The organism is Arthrobacter woluwensis (assembly GCF_030816155.1).
Lineage (GTDB): Bacteria > Actinomycetota > Actinomycetes > Actinomycetales > Micrococcaceae > Arthrobacter_E > Arthrobacter_E woluwensis_A.
The window spans coordinates 2506634-2525214 of the sequence record NZ_JAUSXR010000001.1 but is presented as its reverse complement, the minus strand read 5'-3'; the positions used below and the strand labels follow the sequence as shown (position 1 = coordinate 2525214).

Genomic DNA, 18581 nt, shown 5'->3' with positions numbered 1-18581 from the left:
CGCCCGGCCGGTCAGGACACCCGGTGCGTCGCGTGGCTCCGTGTCGGCGGCGCCACGGCGGCGCCACTGCGTCCCGCGCTCCGGCGGCGCCACTCCGCCACCCCGGCGGCGTGCCCGCTCCGGCCGCCCGCCGCCGCCCCGCGCACGAGAGTCCTGCACCTCACCGTCCTGCACCTCACCGTCCTGCACCTCACCGTCCTGCGGCGCCCGCGCGCCGTCGGGCCCCACCCTCCCTCCGCGCACCCGGAGGGAACCCCATCAGCCATCCCGAACGGAGGGATCCCGTGCGCTTCATCCTGCGCCGCCTGGGTTTCTACCTGATCGCCTTCTGGGCATCCATCACCCTGAACTTCCTGCTCCCACGCTTCATGCCGGGAGACCCCGTCTCCCGCATGTTCGCCAAGTCGCAAGGCAAGATGCAGCCCGAGCAGCTCGAGGCGCTCCGCACCATGCTCGGTGTGGACGACCGGCCGCTCTGGCAGCAGTACGCCGACTACCTGCACAACATCCTGACCGGCAACATGGGCATCTCCATCACCCGTTTCCCCACGCCGGTCACCGAGGTCATCGCGTCCCAGGTGGGCTGGACCCTCCTGCTGGGGGCCACCGCCCTGGTGATCGCCGCCGTCGTCGGCAATCTGCTGGGGATCCTCGCCGCCTGGCGACGCGGCGGCTGGGTGGACTCGGCGCTCCCGCCGGTCCTGATCTTCATCGGCTCGTTCCCGTACTTCTGGCTCGCGATGGGCGCGCTGTACCTCTTCGGGGTGACGCTCGGCTGGGCTCCGCTGCGGCACGCCTACAGTGACGGGCTGGAACCGGCGTTCACGTGGGAGTTCCTCTCCGACGCCGGGGCGCACCTGGTGCTGCCGGCGCTGACGATCGTGCTCGTCTCGATCGGCGGCTGGATGCTCGGGATGCGCAACACCATGATCGCCACGAACGCCGAGGACTACATCACCATGGCCGAGGCGAAGGGCCTGCGGCCGGGGCGCATCATGTTCCGCTACGCCGCCCGCAACGCGATGCTGCCATCCGTGACCAGTTTCGGCATGAGCCTCGGCTTCGTGGTGGGCGGCGCCCTGCTCACCGAGGTGGTGTTCGCCTACCCCGGCGTCGGGTACCAGCTGCTCAACGCCGTGCAGGGCCTCGACTACCCGCTCATGCAGGGCCTCTTCCTGACCATCACGGCGGCGGTCCTGCTGGCCAACTTCCTGGTGGACGTCCTCTACGTCCGCCTCGACCCGCGCGTGCGCAGCAACTAGGAGCCGACCATGAGCATCTTCACCGACCCCTCCGTGGACGCCACGGCTGAGCACGAGCCGGCGCCGAACCCCGGCACGACGACGGCGCCCGTCGCCGGCGCGGCCCCGACCGCGCCGCGGGGCACGCGGAAGCCGCGGCTGGGATTCCTGCGCAACACCAAGGCCCTGGTGGGCGTCACCATCCTCCTGGTCTTCGTCCTGCTGGCCCTCCTGGCCCCGGTCCTCTTCCCGGAGGACCCCTCCCGCATCACGGACCTGGCCAGCCTGGAACCGTCGCCCGAGCACTGGCTCGGCACCACCGCCAAGGGCCAGGACGTCCTGGCCCTGACCGTCCACGGCGCCCGCAGCTCCCTGCTCGTGGGGTTCACGGTGGGGCTCGCCTCGACCCTCGTGGGCATCCTGGTCGGCCTGGCGTCGGCCTATTTCGGCAAGGCGATCGACGAGACCCTCTCCCTCGTCACCAACGTCTTCCTGCTCCTGCCCGGCCTGCCGCTCCTGGTGATCCTGGCCGCGTTCCTCCCACCCGGGCTCGGGACCGTGATCCTGGTCCTCATCGTCACGGGCTGGGCGGGATCCGCGCGCGTGCTGCGCTCGCAGGCCCTGTCCATCCGGTCCAAGGACTTCGTGGCGGCGTCCATCGTCTCCGGCGAAGGGACCCTGCGGATCATGTTCGCGGAGATCCTGCCCAACATGGCTTCGATCGTGATGGGCACCCTGCTCGGCTGCGTCATCTACGGCATCGGCGCCCAGGCGGGCCTCGAATTCCTGGGCCTCGGGGACATCAGCACGGTCTCCTGGGGCAACAACCTCTTCTGGGCCGGCAATGAAGGTGCGTTGCTGACCGGTAGCTGGTGGGTGTTCGTGCCCTCCGGGCTCTGCATCGCCCTCGTCGCCTTCGCCCTCGCCCTCATCAACTACGCCGTGGACGAGGTCACCAACCCTCGCCTGCGCACGATCAAGGCAGCGCGGCCGGCCGCCGTCGCGCGTCGTTCTGGAAGGAGCGCGTCATGACCGTCTCCCAGGTGTCCTTCGGATCTCACGAGTCCGTCCTGGAAGTCACCGACCTCACGGTTCAGTACGTGGGCGAGGCTCGCTCAACCACGGCCGTGGACCGCGTGTCCTTCAGCATCGGGGCGGGGGAGGTGTTCGGGCTGGCCGGGGAATCCGGCTGCGGTAAGTCGACCATCGCCAACACGCTCATGCGGCTGCTCAAAGGCCCGGCCCGGATCGCGGGCGGCTCCATCCGGTTCGGCGGCCGCGACGTCCTGGCCATGAGTCCCGAGGAGCTCCGCCGGTTCCGCTGGCAGGACGTGGCGATGGTGTTCCAGTCGGCCATGAACTCGCTCAACCCGGTGCTCACCATCGGGGAGCAGATCGTGGACATCTACACCACCCACGTCGGCTACTCCCGCAAGGAATCCCTGCGCCGGGCGGCCCAGCTCCTGGAACTGGTCCGCATCGATCCGGTCCGTCTGAAGTCCTACCCACACCAGCTCTCCGGCGGCATGCGGCAGCGCGTGGTCATCGCGATGGCTGTGGCGCTCAAACCGTCCCTGCTGATCCTGGACGAACCGACTACCGCCCTGGACGTGGTGGTGCAGCAGGAGATCATGGCGCAGATCAAAGAGCTCCAGCACGAACTCGGGTTCTCGGTCCTGTTCATCACGCATGACATGTCCCTCATGGTGGAGCTCTCGCACCGGATGGCCGTCATGTACGGCGGGCGGATCGTGGAGACCGCACGGGCCGCGGACATCCACCAGCAGCCGCGGCACCCCTACACCCAGGCGCTCATGGGCGCCTTCCCACCCCTGAGCGGCCCGCGCGTGCCGCTCACCGGCCTCGCCGACGGAGTGAAATTCCGGGACATCCCGGACCTGGAGGAGGTCTCCCCGGGCCACTTCGTGGCACCCGTCCTGGAAGGAGCGCTCCGATGAGCATCACCGACGTGACCTCACTGGCCCCCGTCACCCCCACGGAGACGGTCCTGGAACTGCAGGGACTCAGCAAGACGTTCCCCCTGGGCGGGCTGTTCTCCCGGAAATCCACGCGGGCCCTCCACGAGGTGGACCTGACTCTGGGGCGGGGCGAGATCGTCGCCCTGGTGGGGGAGTCGGGCTCTGGCAAGAGCACCCTGGCCCGCTGCGTCGCCCGGCTGGAGACGCCCAGCTCAGGCCGGATCCTCCTCGAGGGCACGGACGTGCTGGCCAGAAACCGCTTCCAGGCCGCGCGGGCATACCGCTCCCAGGTCCAGATGGTGTTCCAGGACCCCTTCGGCTCCCTCAACCCCGTCCACCGGATCGAACACTTCCTCCGGCGCTCCCTGGCGCTGCACGGCCGGGCTGGCTCGGAGAAGGAGACCCGCGAGCGTCTCGAAGAGCTCATGGCCGTGGTGGGGCTCGAGGCGGCAATGCTGCAGTCGTATCCGCACGAGCTGTCCGGAGGGCAGCGGCAGCGCGTGGCGATCGCCCGGGCGCTCGCCGTGGAGCCGGAGGTGATCCTCGCCGACGAGCCCACCTCGATGCTGGACGTCTCGGTGCGGATCGGGATCCTGAACCTCATGCGATCGCTGCGTGACGAGCGCGGCATCTCCATGCTCTACATCACCCATGACCTCGCCTCCGCCCGCTACCTGGCGGACCGGATCGCCGTGATGTTCGCGGGGGAGCTGGTGGAGGAGGGGGAGTCGCTGGATCTTCTGGCGGACCCCCGGCATCCCTACACCCGGCTGCTCGTCTCGGCCGTGCCCGACCCGGCGCGTGCGGGCTCCTACGATCCCGCGCTGAGGGCGGAGCTGCGGGCGGCCGTGATGCACGCGGCGTCGTGCCCGTTCGACGGCGACCCCGAGCAGGCCTGTTCCGCCGAGCGTCCCGTGCGCCACCACGTGGGCGACCCCGCACAGCGGCACTGGGTCCGCTGCCATCTCTACCGCCCGGCCGCATCCTCGGCCGGCCACGCACTCGCAGAAACCAAGGGGCACTGATGACCGAAACCCTGCACCCGCTCGCCCTCGTCCCGGAGGACGAGCTGGTGGCCCGCGCGGAATCCGATCCGCTCCGGCCGCGCTTCCACTTCGCTTCGCCGGCCGGCTGGCTCAACGATCCCAACGGCGTCAGCCAGTGGAACGGGGAGTACCACCTCTTCTACCAGTACAACCCGGAGGGGGCCTTCCACCACCGGATCCAGTGGGGCCACGCCACCTCGACCGACCTGGTCCACTGGACCGACCGCCCCGTGGCCCTGGTCCCCGGGGACGGACCTGACGAACCGGACCGGGACGGCTGCTGGTCGGGGGTGCTGGTCGACGACGGCGGCACGCCCACCCTGGTCTACTCCGGCCGGCACGGCGAGCGCGAGCTTCCTTGTGTGGCGGTCGGGAGCCCGGACCTCCTCAACTGGACGAAGGATCCGCGCAATCCCGTGATCGCCGCCCCGCCCGCAGGGGTGGACGTGACCGCGTTCCGGGACCATTGCGTCTGGAAGGAGAACGGACGCTGGCGGCAGCTCGTCGGTTCCGGGATCCGTGGCCAGGGAGGGACGGCGTTCCTGTACGAGTCCGCGGATCTGCGGCGCTGGGAGCTCCTCGGCCCGCTGCTGGTGGGGTCCGCGGCGGACGGCACGTCCGGGGACGACGACTGGACCGGCACGATGTGGGAGTGCGTGGACCTGTTCAGCGCGGGGAGCGGGGCCGCCGGTGATCCGGAGGCCCGGGACGTCCTGGTGTTCTCAGCCTGGGACGAGGGCGTCACGCACCATCCGCTGTACTGGACCGGACGGTATGAGGACGACTCGTTTCTCCCGGAGGCGCTCCACCGCCTCGACTACGGCGGGCGCCACTTCTACGCCCCGCAGTCCTTCCGGGACGACGCCGGCCGCCGGATCATGTTCGGCTGGCTCCAGGAAGCACAGAGCGAGCCGGCCGCGGCGGAGGCGGGTTGGGCGGGTGTCCTGAGCGTTCCCCGCCTGGTCCTTCCGGCTGCCGACGGGTCCCTCGACTTCGCGCCGGTCCCGGAGCTGGAGGCGCTGCGCCGGGATCACCGGACCGTGGAGCCCCGGGTCCTGGTGGGGCCGGAGCGTCCCGGGGATCTCGCCACCGTCGTGCTGCCCGTGGAGGGGGTCCAGCTGGACCTGGAACTCGACGCCGAACTGGCCCCCGGCTCCGAGCTGCGACTCGGAGTGCTGGCGGTCCGTGCCGCGGGCCGGGCGGTGGAAGAGACGGCCGTCTCGGTGTCCAGGGACGTCGACGGCAATGGCGCCCTGTCCCTGGACCGGAGCCTGAGCAGTATGGGCACCACCTCCGGGCTGGACCGCTCCGGCCTCGCCGGCCCGGTCCCGCTCCCGTCCGGCCGGGTTCGGCTGCGCGTCCTGGTCGACCGATCCGCCATCGAGGTGTTCGCCAACGGCAAGCCCCTGACGGCTCGGGTTCACCCGACGCTCGGCGGGGGCCAAGTCACCCTCGGCGCGATGAGCGGGACCGTCCGTCTCCTGTCCTTCGACGCCTGGACCATGGCGGACAGCACCCCGGACGGCCGCACGCTCCGTCCGTGACCCCCACCCGGGTGCTCCGCCGGGCCGGCTCCTCAGGAAAGACCCGGCCCGGCGGAGCCCCAGACCTCCGAGAACGTCCACCGAGAACGTCCCGATCAAAGGTGATCCCATGCGCAAGATTCTCGCGGCCGGACTTCCGGCCGGGTGGACGCCTCGATCGTGGGCAACCGGATCACCGTCTCCTTCGACGGTTCGCCGCTGATCGACGTGACGGACTCCCGCCTGACGTCCGGGCGGGTGGGCCTGAACTCCTTCGGGGGCAGGGCCGCCTACCAGGACGTGGTCGTCACGCCGCTCTGAGCAGCGTGACCACGAGAGACACCCGGGAGCAGCATCGCCCCGAGCGCAGCACCATCCCAGCATCATCCCGAGACCAGCATCATTCCGAGAAAGGAACAGGAGACATGAGGAGATCCATCAGCAAGGACCGCAGCCCGGCCGCCGGCACGGGCGAGGGACCAGGGATGACCAGGCGATCCCTCGTCACGGGAGCCGGGGCAGCCGCAGTCGCGGCGCTGGCGGTTCCTCTCACCGGCTCGCACGCGGAGGCGGCGCCGGCAACGAACGGAGGACGAATGCGTCAGCGGCCCGAATTCCATCTCAGCGTCCCGGACAACTGGAAGAACGACCCCCAGCGGCCGGTCTACGTCAACGGCGAGTATCTGTACTACTACCTCTACAACGGGGACTATCTCGCAGGCGGTGGCGGCACCTCCTGGCGGCTCGCCACCACGCTGGACCACGTGTCCTTCCGGGACCGGGGCGTCGCCATCCCGAAGTTCACCAACGCCAACGGGGACTGCTGGTCGGGGAGTCTCGTGGTGGATGAGGAGAACACCGCGGGCTACGGCAGGGGCGCGGTGATCGCCGTCGTCACCCAGGCCCCGGAGGGCAAGCAGGCCCAGTACCTCTGGTACTCCAACCGACGGCGGGCGCACCTTCCAGCCGGGTGGGACGGAGCCGGTGCTGCCGAACCCCGGGGTCCCCGACTTCCGGGACCCGAAAGTGGTCTGGGATGCCGAGCGGCGGCGCTGGATCCTCGTCAACGCCGAAGGTCACCGGCTGGGCTTCTACGCCTCGTCCGATCTGCGGTCCTGGGCGAGGGTGGGGGAGTTCGTCCGGACCGACATCGGGCTGCTGGAATGCCCGGACCTCTTCCGGATGACCGCGGACGACGGGAGCGCTCACTGGGTTCTCGGCACCAGCGCGAACGGCAAGGGTCGCGGGCTGCCCGCCACCTACGCGTACTGGACCGGGACGTTCGATGGAGCGTCCTTCGCCACGGACCACGACGAACCTCACTGGCTGGACTGGGGTTTCGACTTCTACGGGGCCGTCACCTATCCGGATCACCTGGCCTCCGGCGCGGAGAATCCCGCTCTCCGGCGTGCCATCGGCTGGGCCAACTTCTGGGACTACCCGCACAACACTCCCACGCTCGCGACGGACGGGTACAACGGGGACGACATGATCGTCCGGGAACTCCGCCTGGTCCGCACCGGGAGCGGTTACCAGCTCGCGTCGAGGCCGCCCGCCGCGCTCGCCTCGTACGTGACGCGCACGCACCGGCTCGGCGACGTCCGGGTCCGGGGCACCCAGGACCTCGCAATCCGCTCCGGCGCCTACGACCTCAACTGCGAACTGGTGTGGGATCCATCGGCGCCGCCGTCCAATATCGGGCTCGAGCTGTGCCGTGCTCCGGGCGGCGGACGGCACGTGGCCGTGGGCGCCTACCTCCGTGGCCCGTTCAGCTACGTCAACCGCCGACCCACGATCAATCCGACGGGCGGTGAGTCCCAGACCCCCATCGATCCTTCGACGGGACGGCTGGCGATCCGCGTCCTGGTGGACCGGACGAGCGTCGAGCTCTTCGTCGGGGACGGCACGGTCGTCCATTCGCACCGGGTCTTCCCCCTGGAGGGCGACGACGGCATCCGGCTCTATGCGAACGACGGCGACGCCACCTTCCGCGGGCTCACGGTCCGGGAGCTCCGGGTCAGGTAGGCGGGCCACCCGGATCGACCCCCAGCATTGTGGAACACCCACCGAAATTTCCGTGGGTATTTCACACAAGGGTGGGTCGGAGGGGACGGGTGGCCGGCAGGCGGGCACCAGGTGGACGGGCGGCCTGGCGGTCGGGTTAACCCGGCTTTGCCGCCGGCTTTGTGGAATGCCCACGGACATTTCCGTGGGTATTCCACACAAGGGTGGGTCGGAGGGGAGACCGGGAGCTCGTGGTCCGGGGGCTTCGCGTCGGGTGACTCGGGTGGATGACGACGACGCCGGCGGCCCGGTCCGTCAGCCGGCGTCCAGTGCCTTGCGGTAGGACGCCAAGGTGGCGCGGGCCGCGCTGTCCCAGCCGAAAGCGGAGGCGTGGCGCACGGCCCCGAGGCTGAGGGCGGTGCGGAGGGCGGCGTCGTCGTGGAGGCGTTCCAGGGCGGCGGCCCAGGCGGTGATCCGGTGACCGTCCACGAGCAGGCCGCTGACGCCGTCATCCACGGCGTCGGCGAGCCCGCCCACGCGGGTTGCCAGCACGGGTGTGCCACAGGCCTGCGCCTCGAGCGCGACGAGCCCGAACGACTCGCTGTAGGAGGGCATCGCCACCACGTCCGCCGCGCGGAACCAGGCCGCGAGCTCTTCGCGGGGCACCGCGTTCCGGCGGGTCACCACGTCGCTCATGCCGCTCGCGGCGATGACGGCGTCGATGTCGTACTGACGGCTGCCGCTCTGCTCACCCAGCAGGGTCAGGCCCAACGGGATGTCCGGGCGCCGGGCCCGGAGCACGGCGGCCGCCTGGACCAGGACATGCGGGCCCTTGAGCCGCTGCATCCGGCCGGCGAAGACCACATGGAACCCCGGGGGAGCGGGCGCCACGGGACCGGAGGGGGAGAAGACGTCCAGGTCCACGCCCGGCGCCACCACGTCGATCGCGGCGGGGGAGGCGTCGTAGTGGGACTGGAGTTCGAGTGCCTCGGCCCGGGTGTTGGCGATGAGCCGCGCGGCGCCGTCGACCACGCACTGCTCGCCCTCTTCCCGGTTCGCCGGTTCGGCGTGCTCCCCGGAGTGCAGATGCTGGTTCTTGACCCGCGCCATGGTGTGCATGGTGTGGACCAGCGGCACGTCCCAGGCCCGGGCCAGATGCAGCCCGGCGACCCCGGAGAGCCAGTAGTGGGAGTGGATGAGCTGGTAATGGCCCTGCGCCTGGCGGGAACGGATGGCGTCCACCTCGTCGGCCATCCGGTGGACCAGGGCGGGCAGCTGCTCCTTGGGGATCCGCCGCTTCGGGCCGGCCTGGATGTTGTGCACGCAGATGCCGGCCTCGGGATGCTCGACGTCGGGCTGGCCGGGAGCCACCGCGCGCGTGAAGATCTCCACCTCCACGCCAGAGCGCGCCAGGGCGGACGCCAGGGACCGCACGTAGACGTTCATGCCTCCCGCGTCCCCGGAGCCGGGCTGTTCCAGCGGTGAGGTGTGGAGCGAGAGGAGCGCGACGCGGCTGACCGGCGGCATGATCCCTCCCTGGTTCGCGGGGCTGATTCGGCAGGGACGGAGGATGCTGACGTCCCTCAGAGACTTTACCGCTCCGCGGTGTCACGCCCGCGACGCCGGAGGGGTGACACCGGCCCCGTGACGAGGGCTACGCGGTGGCGCCGGGAAAGAGATGGGCCACGCACCTAGACTTAACGGGTGACTTCCGAGATCCCGACCTCCCCGACCGTGCCGCACAGCCACCCGGTGACAGCGCAGGACGGCGCCGCCCTCCCGGAGCGGGCCGCGATCATCGATCTGGCCGCCATCCGCCACAACGTCCGCCGGATGGCGGAGATCGCGGCGCCGGCGAAGGTCATGGCCGTGGTCAAGGCCGACGGGTACGGTCACGGTGCTCTGCGTACTGCCCAGGCGGCGCTCGACGGCGGCGCGAGCTGGCTCGGCACGGCCCACGTGAGCGAGGCGCTGGCTCTCCGGAACGCCGGGATCGACGCGCCGCTGCTCGCGTGGCTGCACACTCCGGACACCGACTTCACCGCCGCTATCGAAGCCGGCATCGACCTGGGCTGCTCGGGCTGGGAACTGGAGCACATCGTGGCCGCGGCGCGCTCCGTGGAGCACCCCGCACGTGTCCACCTCAAGGTCGACACCGGCCTGGGCCGCAACGGGTCCACGGTCGAGTCCTGGGACCAGCTCATCGGCGAGGCCATCGACTACCAGGATCAGGGTCTGCTGCGCGTGGTCGGCATCTTCTCCCACCTGGCCGTGGCCGATGAGCCGCACCGCCCGGAGACGGATCACCAGCTGGACGTGTTCCGTGAGGCGATCGCGCTCGCGGAGGACGCCGGGATCGACCCGGAGGTCCGGCACCTCGCCAACACCCCCGCCACATTCACCCGGCCGGACGCGCATTTCGACCTGGTCCGCGTGGGCATCGGTGTGTACGGACTCTCGCCGTTCGCCGATCAGCGCAGCGACGACCTCGGCCTCATCCCCGCCATGACCCTTCAGACCCGGGTGGCGAACTGCAAGGCCGTCCCAGAGGGGCAGGGCGTCTCCTACGGGCTGCACTACAAGACCAAGGCGCCCAGCACCCTCGCCCTGATCCCGCTCGGCTACGCGGACGGCGTGCCGCGCATCGCCACGGGCGGGCCGGTCCGGCTCGCCGGGCGCACCTACCCCGTGGTCGGCCGGATCGCGATGGATCAGATGGTGGTGGACCTGGACGCCGCACTGGACGGCGCGGAACGGCTCGCCCTGGTGGGCACCCCCGCGGTGCTCTTCGGCTCGGGCCGCGACGGCGGGCCGCTCGCCGATGACTGGGCCGCCGCGGCGGGCACCATCAACTATGAGATCGTGACCCGGATCAGCGGCAGGGTCCCGCGCGTCTATGTGGACAGCGAGGCCCGCCCGGATGCGGCGCCCGCCGAGGACGGCCCGGAAGCCCGGCAGGAGACCGACACCCGGCAGGAGACGGACGCATGAGCGAAGCCCTCTGGACCGCGACGTTCCATGTGGCCGATGTGGAGGAGACGCAGGCGCTCGCCGAGACCATCGGCACCACCCTGGACGCCGGTGACCTGCTCATCCTCAGCGGCGGCCTCGGCGCCGGGAAGACGACCTTCACCCAGGGACTGGGCCGCGGCCTCGGCGTCCGTGAAGGCATCATCTCGCCCACCTTCGTCCTGGCCCGCCGGCACCCCAATCTGCCCGACGGGCCGCGCCCGGGCGGCCCGGACCTGGTGCACGTGGATGCGTACCGGCTGGGCAGCGCGGAGGAACTCGAGGACATCGACCTCGAGGAGACCCTGGACACCTCGGTCACCGTGGTGGAGTGGGGCCGTGACCGCGCCGAGCAGCTGTCCGCCAGCCGCCTGGAGATCGACCTCGAGCGCGCCACCGGCCAGGAGGCCGGGGAGCAGATCATCCTGGATTTCGAGGATGAGGACGAACCGCGCACCCTCACCGTGACCGCGTACGGGGACCGCTGGGCCGAGCGCCCGGCCTGGGCCCGGACCGCGGACGCATCAGCCACCCCGCAGGAAGGGAAACAGTGACGACAGTCCTGTCCATCGACACCTCGGCCATCGCCGGCGCCGCCATCCTCCGGACCGCGCCCGACGGCGTCGAGGTCCTGGCACGCTTCGCCACCGAGGACACCCGCAGCCACGCCGAGGTCACCGCCCCGGCCGTCGCAGAGCTCCTCGAGGAGACCGGCCTGACCGGCAAGGACCTGGACGCGATCATCGTGGGCGTCGGGCCGGGCCCGTTCACCGGGCTGCGCGCCGGGCTCACGGTCGCGCGCACGCTCGGCTTCGCCTGGGGCCTCCCCGTGCACGGCGTCATGAGCCTGGACGCCATCGCCGCGGAGGCGGTCGACGCCGGGGCGCCGGAGCGTTTCCTGGTCGCCACCGACGCGCGCCGCAAGGAGGTCTACTGGGCTCTCTACACGCACGACGCCGGCGCCCCGGTCCTGCTCGACGGCCCGCACGTGCAACTCCCGGCCGAGGTCCCGCTCGGCGAGCTGCTGAGCGACGCCGCGGCGCGTGGCACCGCCGTGTACGGCGCGGGCGCGGGCCTGTACCCCGAAGCCCTGCCCCCGGTGGAGGGCTTCGCGCACACCCAGCCCGGCGCCGTCGCGCTCGGAAAGCTGGCCCTGCAGCGGCTGGCCCGCGGCGAGCAGCTCCTGGACACCGAACCGCTGTACCTGCGGGAATCCGACGCCCAAGTGCCCGGCCCGAGGAAGCGGGCTCTGTGAGCGGGAACGACGAATCGCCCCGGAGGTATGTGGTGGATGAGCGGGATCCCGGGTTCAGCCTGCGGGCGATGACCCCGGAGGACCTCCCCGTGGTGCACGGCCTGGAGGAGCGGCTGTTCCCGGAGGACGCCTGGCCCCTGGACATGTTCGAGGCCGAGCTGATGCAGCGGGACACCCGCGAGTACTTCGTGGCGACCATCGGCGGCACGGTGGTGGGGTACGCGGGGCTCATGTGCATCCCGCCGATCGCCGATGTGCAGACCATCGCCGTGATCCCCGAATTCGAAGGCCGGGGGATCGGCTCCGCGCTGCTGCGGACGCTGCTCCAGCGGGCGGCGCACGGCAAGGCCGACGACATGCTGCTGGAGGTCCGGGAGGACAACCCCCGCGCGCAGGAGCTCTACAAGCGATTCGGCTTCGAGCAGATCGCCGTGCGTAAGAACTACTACAAGGGCGGGGTCAACGCGCTCATCATGCGGCGGGTGCTGGACCCCGGACAGGGACCGGACGCCGTGCAGGACGACGGAGGCAAGCCATGAACCGAACCGAACCGCTGATCCTCGGCATCGAATCCTCGTGCGATGAGACCGGGGTCGGGATCGTGCGCGGCAGCACGCTGCTGAGCAACACGGTGTCCTCCTCCATGGACGAGCATGTGCGCTTCGGCGGGGTGATCCCCGAGATCGCGTCCCGCGCCCACCTCGAGGCGATCGTCCCCGCCCTCGACGCGGCACTGATGGAGGCCGATGTCACCCTCGACGAGCTCGACGGCATCGCCGTGACGGCGGGCCCGGGTCTCGCGGGCGCGCTCATGGTGGGCGTGAGCGCCGCGAAGGCGCTCTCGGTGGCCACCGGCAAGCCGCTCTTCGCGATCAACCACCTCGTGGCGCACGTCGCGGTCGGGCTCCTCGACCAGCAGGTCTTCGCACCCGGCCCCGAAGGCTCCGCCGCGCTGCCGGAGAACCTCGGCGCCCTCCTGGTGTCCGGCGGGCACACGGAAGTGCTGCGCGTGCGGAGCATCCACGACGTCGAACTGCTCGGCAGCACGATCGACGACGCCGCGGGCGAGGCTTACGACAAGGTGGCGCGTCTGCTGGGGCTGGGGTACCCCGGCGGGCCGGTGATCGACCGGCTGGCCCGCGAGGGTGATCCGAAGGCCATCCGGTTCCCGCGCGGCCTGACCCAGCCGAAGTACATGGGGACCGCGGAGGAACCCGGCCCGCACCGCTACGACTGGTCGTTCAGCGGCCTGAAGACCGCCGTCGCGCGCTGCGTGGAGCAGTTCGAAGCGCGCGGCGAGGAGCCTCCCGTGGCGGACATCGCCGCGAGCTTCCAGGAGGCCGTGGTGGACGTGGTGACCGCGAAGGCGATGCTCGCCTGCAAGGAGCACGGCATCACGGAACTGCTGCTCGGCGGCGGGGTGGCCGCGAACGCGCGGCTGCGGGAACTAACCGCCAAGCGCTGCGCGTCGCACGGGATCAGCCTGCACGTGCCGCCGATCAGCCTGTGCACGGACAACGGCGCGATGGTCGCGGCGCTGGCGTCGCGGCTCGTGATGGACGGCGCGGAGCCGTCCAGCCTCGGCTTCGCCCCGGACTCGTCGCTGCCGGTGTCGACGGTCCTGCTGCCGTAGTTTCGCCCCCGAACCGCCACGAGGTGCCCGTATTCCTCGCGGATACGGGCACCTACTGGCGGTTCGTGCAGGGGAGCGGGGCGGTCAGGCGGACAGCAGATCGATCAGCGCGTTGGCGGTGACGGCACTGGACTGAGGGTTCTGTCCGGTGAGCAGGTTCCCGTCGATCACGAGGTGCGAGGACCACGGGGCATCCGTGGCCACCACGGCTCCGCTCTCCCGTAGACGGGATTCGAGCAGGAACGGGGAGAGCTCACCGAGGCCGCCCTGCTGCTCCTCCACATCGCTGAACGAGGTGAGGCGACGTCCGGCGAAGAGGAAACCGTCGTCATTCCGTGCGGACAGCAGACCCGCCAACCCGTGGCACAGGGCCGTGATGGGCAGGCCGTCCCGGTCCGCGTCGGCGAGGAGCGCCCCCAACCCGGGATGGTCCACGAGATCCGCCATGGGCGCATGGCCGCCCGGCAGGAAGAGCGCGTCGATGTGTTCCAGGCTCGTGTCTTCCAGCGCCACGGGGTTCTCGAGAGCAGGGGCGATTCCGTCGAGATAGGCGCGGAACCGTGCGGCGGCCTCGGGCTCCACACCGCCCTGCTCCGACAGGCTGGCGGGATCGACGGTGGGGACGACGCCTCCCGGAGTCGCGAAGATGACCGTCAGGCCGGCCTCGCTGAAGAGCCGGTGAGGCTCCGCGACCTCCTCCGCCCAGAAGCCGGTGGGATGCAGGGTGCCGTCCGAGAGGCGGAGTTCGGTGGCCGCACTGAGGACCATGAGGATGCTTGACATGAAGGGCTCCGTTCGATGAGCCGGCCGACGATCGGCCGCTATGGAGTGAAGCCCTGGACCATCGTGATTCTTCCGTGTCCTGTCGGTAAGCCATAAGATTTCTGATGACAGAAGGGTGGCGGAATGAATCTCGATGTGGTGCAGAGTTTCCTGGAGATCTACCGGAGAGGGTCCCTGACGGCGGCGGCGACCGCACGGGGACTCAGCCAGCCCGCGGTCAGCGGACACCTCCGGCGCCTCGAAGAGCACCTGGGCGAGAGCCTCTTTCAGCGGACCGGCCAGGGAGTGACGCCCACCGCCCGTGCCGACCTGCTGGCCCACCGGCTCGGAAGCCACCTGGATGAAGTGAAGGCGGCACTCCGGGAGAGCGATGAGGAGGGGTGGACGGGCACGGTGAGGATCGGAGCCGCTGCCGAGATCACCGCGGCCCGGCTGGTCCCCGGGCTGTCATCGTTGGCCGGCCCGGGGCTGCAGCTGCGATTCACCACCGGACATCCGGAGGCGCTGCTTCCAGAGCTCGTCGAGGGCCGGCTGGACCTGGTGGTGTCCTCGGTCCGGCCGCGGATGCCCGGGGTGGAGGCCGTGCCGCTCATCGATGAGGAGTTCGTCCTGATCGCTGCCCCGGGGATCGCACGGCGAGTGGATCCGGAGCTCTTGAGCTCCTCGCCCCTGAAGGCGCTGGCGTCACTGCCTCTCGTCGCGTACTCCGAGGAACTCCCCATCATCCGTCGGTACTGGCGCAGCGAGTTCGGGCAGCGGCCGGGTAACCCCGTGGCGCTCCTGGTTCCGGACCTGCGGGCGGTGCTGGCCGCCGTCGTCGCGGGTGTGGGGGCGTCCGTCCTCCCGCGCTATCTCGCCGGTCCCGCCGTCAGCGTGGGGCAGGCCGAGGTGCTTCACGAGCCGGTGGTGGCTCCGCTCAACACGCTTCATCTGGCACGCCAAGGCGGGGTGCCTCCGACTCCGGCGGCATCGCGGGTGGCCCGCCGGCTCCGGGAGCTGGCCGCGTCCTGGGGCGATCTCTGACGAGAGCTTTTTATTTCGGCGGCAGCGAACGCGCGTAGTCGACGCCGACGCGCACCCAGCGGGCCAGCCCGTCGTCGTCGCGGGTCACGTCATCGGCCACGCGCAGCCAGCCGTCCATGGCTCTGCCTCGCATGATCGCGCGCTCGACGCCAGGGTGGGAGCAGAGTTCATCGCTCGCGGTGGGGTCGGCGCGGAGCATGAGGCCGCCCTGTCCGCTCGCGCTCACGGCCATGTTGCCGCCCACCAGGAAGGCGAGCCCGCCGAACATCTTCTTCTCGGTGAAGTCCACGGTGCCCGTCAGCAGATGACGGATCCGGGCCGCGAGTTCCTCGTCGTATGCCACGCCCTCATCGTCGCACCGGGACGGGGGAGCGGCAATGGCTTCCCCGTCGCGACGGAGTCGCGAAGGAACAGCTCACGCCCGGAAAACCCCACGGAAGGGGCACGAAGTGTTCCCTCGCGGGGTGGGGGAGGTGCGATCAGGCGTCGGGGCCCTTGCGCATCTGCTGGATGAGGTCGAGCACGACGGCGTGCAGGTCGCCGTCGTTCGCTGCCGCCACCGTGCGCTGCCGCTGGTAGCCGGCGCCCCGCTCGATGATCCTGTCCACGTGGGCGAGTTCCTCGGAGCAGCCGAGCTTGGCCGCGATGGGCTCGAGGCGGTTCAGCACGTTGTTGCGCAGGTGGTCGGTGACCAGGAGCTCGTCGCCGGCGCGGTTCAGGATGATGATGGCGTCCAGGCCGTAGCGGGCCGCACGCCACTTGTTCTCCTTGAGGAACCAGCGGGGCATGGTGGGGATGGCCCAGCCGGCGTCGAGCTGCTGAGACGCCTCCTCGACCAGGCACTGGGTCAGCGCGGCGATGGCGCCGACCTCTTCGAGGGTGGCGAGCCCGTCGCAGACGCGCATCTCGATGGTGCCGAGAGCGGGCACGGGGCGGATGTCCCAGCGGATTTCGCTGCCGGTGTCGATCACCCCGGTGGTGAACATGTCGTAGACGTAGTCCTCGTACTGGCCCCAGGACTGGAAGGTGAACGGCAGGCCCGCGGTGGGAAGCTGCTGGAACATGAGCGCCCGCTGGGAGGCGTAACCGGTGTCTTCCGCGCCCCAGTACGGGCTGGAGGCGGAGAGCGCCTGGAAGTGCGGCATGTAGTTCAGCAGCGCGTCCATGACGGGAAGCGCCTTGTTGCGGTGATCGAGGCCGACGTGCACGTGGACGCCGTAGATCACCATCTGGCGGCCCCACCACTGGGTGCGGTCGATCAGCTTGGCGTAGCGCTCCTTGTCGGTGACGGGCTGGAGCTGCGGGGGGCTGAAGGGGTGGCTGCCGGCGCAGAAGACCTCGACGTCCATGGGGTCGGTGACTTCGCGGACCGCGTCGAGGGAGCGCTGCAGATCGGCCTTGGCCTCGGACACGGTGTGGTGCACGCCGGTGACGAGTTCCACGGTGTTCAGGAGGAGTTCCTGCTTGATGTGCGGGTGTTCTTCGCCATCCTGGAGCCCGGGGTGGTTCGCGGTGACCTGGTCCAGGACTTCCTGGGCCACGGACGCGAGCTCTCCGGTGTGGCCGTCGACGAGAGCGAGCTCCCATTCAATGCCGAGTGTGGACTGCTCCGAGTCTGCGAAGTCGATCTGCACCTGGTCCCCTCCTTCTCGCTCGGCTTCCTCTGAGTGGCGGTCAGGAGACCTTGCCGATGCTTGCGTAAGTCTAATATGCGAGGGGCCTTGGCCGAGCTGGTGAATACTGCGTGACGGCGGGAGATGCGTCACTCGCTGACACATGACGCCGCGCGTCGTCAGGGGACTCGGCCGGGCGCCGGAATTGCTAATGAGAATCATTCTCAGATAAGCTCTCTCCATGCATCTCACCATGGTCAGCTCCCTGGACAGCCACTGCCGCGCGGAGGCCGTGAAGCTGGTGGGCCGAGGTCACCGCGATTCGGTGCTCGTGCTCCACGACCTGCTTCCCGACTCCCGCGTCCTGCGCCGGGTGCACTTCCGCGACCGGATCATCGACCGCCAGGAGAAGCTCCTGGAACACGGCTGCCTGGCCTGCACCGTCCGCCTCGACGTCGTGCCGACCGTGCGGGAGTTCGCCCGGGCCGGCTGTCCCCATCTGGTGCTCGGCCTTCCGCCCGGTGTGGCCGCGGGACAGGTGCTGGAGGAACTGCGGATCAACGGACCCGAGGATCTGGTGATCGACAACCTCCTCGTGGCCGTAGATCCGTCCGAACTCGATGACCAGATCTGGGATCCGCGGACCCTGCATGACGCGGGGTTCACCCCGATGCAGGCAGATGACCGCGTGAGCGGCGAGTTCCTGGTGGGCGAGTTCGCGCTCGGCGACACCGTGCTGACCGTTCCTGGGCTGTCGGGCTCCCTCGCCGCCGACCTCGCTATGGACGCCGCCTCGAACCCTGGCGCCGACCGCGACGCCGACGCGCCCTCTGCGCCGGCCCTCACCGGACCGTCGTGGACCGAGGGCGTGCGCCTGCTGGGGCACCTGGCGCCCCATGCCGCGGTGCTCGCCGCCGGAGACGAGTTCCGGCCCGGATGCCACGACCGGGCGGAGGCGCTGACCCGCTCACGCCCGGGGGTGGTGCTCGCTCCGCGGGAGCAGGGCCCGGCCGATGGCCCGGGCGCGTTCCGCACTGTGGTGCACCGTCTCGCCCGGCCCCTGCATCCGCTCCGGCTTCATCTGAATCTCCCGGAACTGGCCCAGGGGGCGCACTGGCTGCGGGGCACGCTCCGTCTGGCGTCGTCCGGCTATCGGAGCGTGGCGCTTCAGGGCGTCGGCCCGCGGGTGTGGATGGAACTGGCCGAGCGGCCCGCGCCCGGCGCCCGCCCAGAACCGTTCCCCACGCGCTGGGGAGGGGGTCCGCGCACGGCGGAGGCCGCCGTCGTCGCCGTGACGGGGCGCGCCGAGGACATCGACCCGGCCACGGTCGCGCGGCTGCTCGATTCCTGCCAGCTCAGTGACGCCGAGCTCGCCCTCAACCCCGCACGCTTCCCGGACCCCTTCGGTCTGCCGGACCGCGATCCGACGGCCTGGCCCGGCCTCTGACCGCGGCGGGCCCCCAGGCTTCCAT

18 protein-coding genes and 1 pseudogene are annotated in these 18581 nt (G+C 70.6%); 15 read left to right on the top strand and 4 right to left on the bottom strand.

Annotation, left to right across the window (positions count from 1 at the left end; genetic code table 11):
- The first annotated feature begins 284 nt into the window (after positions 1-284).
- From QFZ52_RS11495 to QFZ52_RS11460, 8 genes and pseudogenes are all read left to right on the top strand, one after another.
- On the top strand, positions 285-1262 hold the full coding sequence (locus QFZ52_RS11495; RefSeq protein WP_278267051.1) for an ABC transporter permease: 978 nt from the start codon (positions 285-287) through the stop codon (positions 1260-1262).
- A 9-nt stretch (positions 1263-1271) separates the two neighbouring features.
- Positions 1272-2273, top strand: coding sequence for an ABC transporter permease (locus QFZ52_RS11490; protein ID WP_307497747.1), 1002 nt, complete (start codon positions 1272-1274; stop codon positions 2271-2273).
- A complete protein-coding gene (locus QFZ52_RS11485) occupies positions 2270-3199 on the top strand; it encodes an ABC transporter ATP-binding protein (RefSeq protein ID WP_307497745.1) in 930 nt (309 codons plus the stop codon). Before QFZ52_RS11490 ends, QFZ52_RS11485 begins: the two co-directional genes overlap by 4 nt.
- On the top strand, positions 3196-4245 hold the full coding sequence (locus QFZ52_RS11480; protein WP_307497743.1) for an ABC transporter ATP-binding protein: 1050 nt from the start codon (positions 3196-3198) through the stop codon (positions 4243-4245). Before QFZ52_RS11485 ends, QFZ52_RS11480 begins: the two co-directional genes overlap by 4 nt.
- The gene (locus tag QFZ52_RS11475) at positions 4245-5810 is read left to right on the top strand and encodes a glycoside hydrolase family 32 protein (protein ID WP_307497741.1); all 1566 of its coding nucleotides are present in this window, start codon (positions 4245-4247) and stop codon (positions 5808-5810) included. The genes QFZ52_RS11480 and QFZ52_RS11475 overlap by 1 nt, the downstream gene beginning before the upstream one ends.
- 144 nt (positions 5811-5954) lie before the next feature.
- Entirely contained in the window at positions 5955-6110 is a 156-nt protein-coding gene (locus QFZ52_RS11470; RefSeq protein WP_307497740.1) for a hypothetical protein, read from the top strand.
- A gap of 104 nt (positions 6111-6214) precedes the next feature.
- Positions 6215-6682: pseudogene (locus QFZ52_RS11465) on the top strand (glycoside hydrolase family 32 protein); the annotation flags it as partial.
- A gap of 91 nt (positions 6683-6773) precedes the next feature.
- Positions 6774-7814 (top strand): glycoside hydrolase family 32 protein, encoded by a 1041-nt coding sequence (locus QFZ52_RS11460; protein WP_307497739.1) that lies wholly within the window; start codon positions 6774-6776, stop codon positions 7812-7814.
- Positions 7815-8108: 294 nt separating this feature from the next.
- On the opposite strand, the gene mshA is transcribed toward QFZ52_RS11460, so the two are convergent.
- Positions 8109-9320 (bottom strand): D-inositol-3-phosphate glycosyltransferase, encoded by a 1212-nt coding sequence (mshA, locus tag QFZ52_RS11455; RefSeq protein ID WP_307497738.1) that lies wholly within the window; start codon positions 9318-9320, stop codon positions 8109-8111.
- Between the two features lie 207 nt (positions 9321-9527).
- Between mshA and alr the strand changes: the two genes are divergently transcribed.
- The 5 genes from alr (at position 9528) to tsaD (ending at position 13690) form a co-directional block, all read left to right on the top strand.
- Entirely contained in the window at positions 9528-10784 is a 1257-nt protein-coding gene (gene alr / locus QFZ52_RS11450; protein WP_307498709.1) for an alanine racemase, read from the top strand.
- Entirely contained in the window at positions 10781-11356 is a 576-nt protein-coding gene (gene tsaE / locus QFZ52_RS11445) for a tRNA (adenosine(37)-N6)-threonylcarbamoyltransferase complex ATPase subunit type 1 TsaE (RefSeq protein WP_307497737.1), read from the top strand. The genes alr and tsaE overlap by 4 nt, the downstream gene beginning before the upstream one ends.
- Complete coding sequence (gene tsaB, locus QFZ52_RS11440; RefSeq protein WP_307497735.1) at positions 11353-12057, top strand: tRNA (adenosine(37)-N6)-threonylcarbamoyltransferase complex dimerization subunit type 1 TsaB; 705 nt, start codon at positions 11353-11355, stop codon at positions 12055-12057. Before tsaE ends, tsaB begins: the two co-directional genes overlap by 4 nt.
- Positions 12058-12125: 68 nt before the next feature.
- Positions 12126-12596, top strand: coding sequence for a ribosomal protein S18-alanine N-acetyltransferase (rimI, locus tag QFZ52_RS11435; RefSeq protein ID WP_307498708.1), 471 nt, complete (start codon positions 12126-12128; stop codon positions 12594-12596).
- The gene (gene tsaD, locus QFZ52_RS11430; protein ID WP_307497734.1) at positions 12593-13690 is read left to right on the top strand and encodes a tRNA (adenosine(37)-N6)-threonylcarbamoyltransferase complex transferase subunit TsaD; all 1098 of its coding nucleotides are present in this window, start codon (positions 12593-12595) and stop codon (positions 13688-13690) included. The genes rimI and tsaD overlap by 4 nt, the downstream gene beginning before the upstream one ends.
- 84 nt (positions 13691-13774) lie before the next feature.
- On the opposite strand, the gene QFZ52_RS11425 is transcribed toward tsaD, so the two are convergent.
- Positions 13775-14473 (bottom strand): type 1 glutamine amidotransferase domain-containing protein, encoded by a 699-nt coding sequence (locus tag QFZ52_RS11425; RefSeq protein ID WP_307497733.1) that lies wholly within the window; start codon positions 14471-14473, stop codon positions 13775-13777.
- Between the two features lie 123 nt (positions 14474-14596).
- Between QFZ52_RS11425 and QFZ52_RS11420 the strand changes: the two genes are divergently transcribed.
- A complete protein-coding gene (locus QFZ52_RS11420; protein ID WP_307497732.1) occupies positions 14597-15496 on the top strand; it encodes a LysR family transcriptional regulator in 900 nt (299 codons plus the stop codon).
- Between the two features lie 10 nt (positions 15497-15506).
- Here the strand turns inward: QFZ52_RS11420 and QFZ52_RS11415 are convergent, their stop codons facing one another.
- Both QFZ52_RS11415 and QFZ52_RS11410 read right to left on the bottom strand, forming a co-directional pair.
- Complete coding sequence (locus tag QFZ52_RS11415) at positions 15507-15839, bottom strand: TfoX/Sxy family protein (protein ID WP_307497731.1); 333 nt, start codon at positions 15837-15839, stop codon at positions 15507-15509.
- A gap of 136 nt (positions 15840-15975) precedes the next feature.
- Positions 15976-17130, bottom strand: a complete 1155-nt coding sequence (locus QFZ52_RS11410; protein WP_307497730.1) for a glutamate--cysteine ligase — start codon at positions 17128-17130, stop codon at positions 15976-15978.
- A gap of 220 nt (positions 17131-17350) precedes the next feature.
- On the opposite strand from QFZ52_RS11410, the gene QFZ52_RS11405 reads away from it, so the two are divergent.
- On the top strand, positions 17351-18556 hold the full coding sequence (locus QFZ52_RS11405; protein WP_307497729.1) for a GTP-binding protein: 1206 nt from the start codon (positions 17351-17353) through the stop codon (positions 18554-18556).
- The last annotated feature ends 25 nt before the right edge of the window (positions 18557-18581 follow it).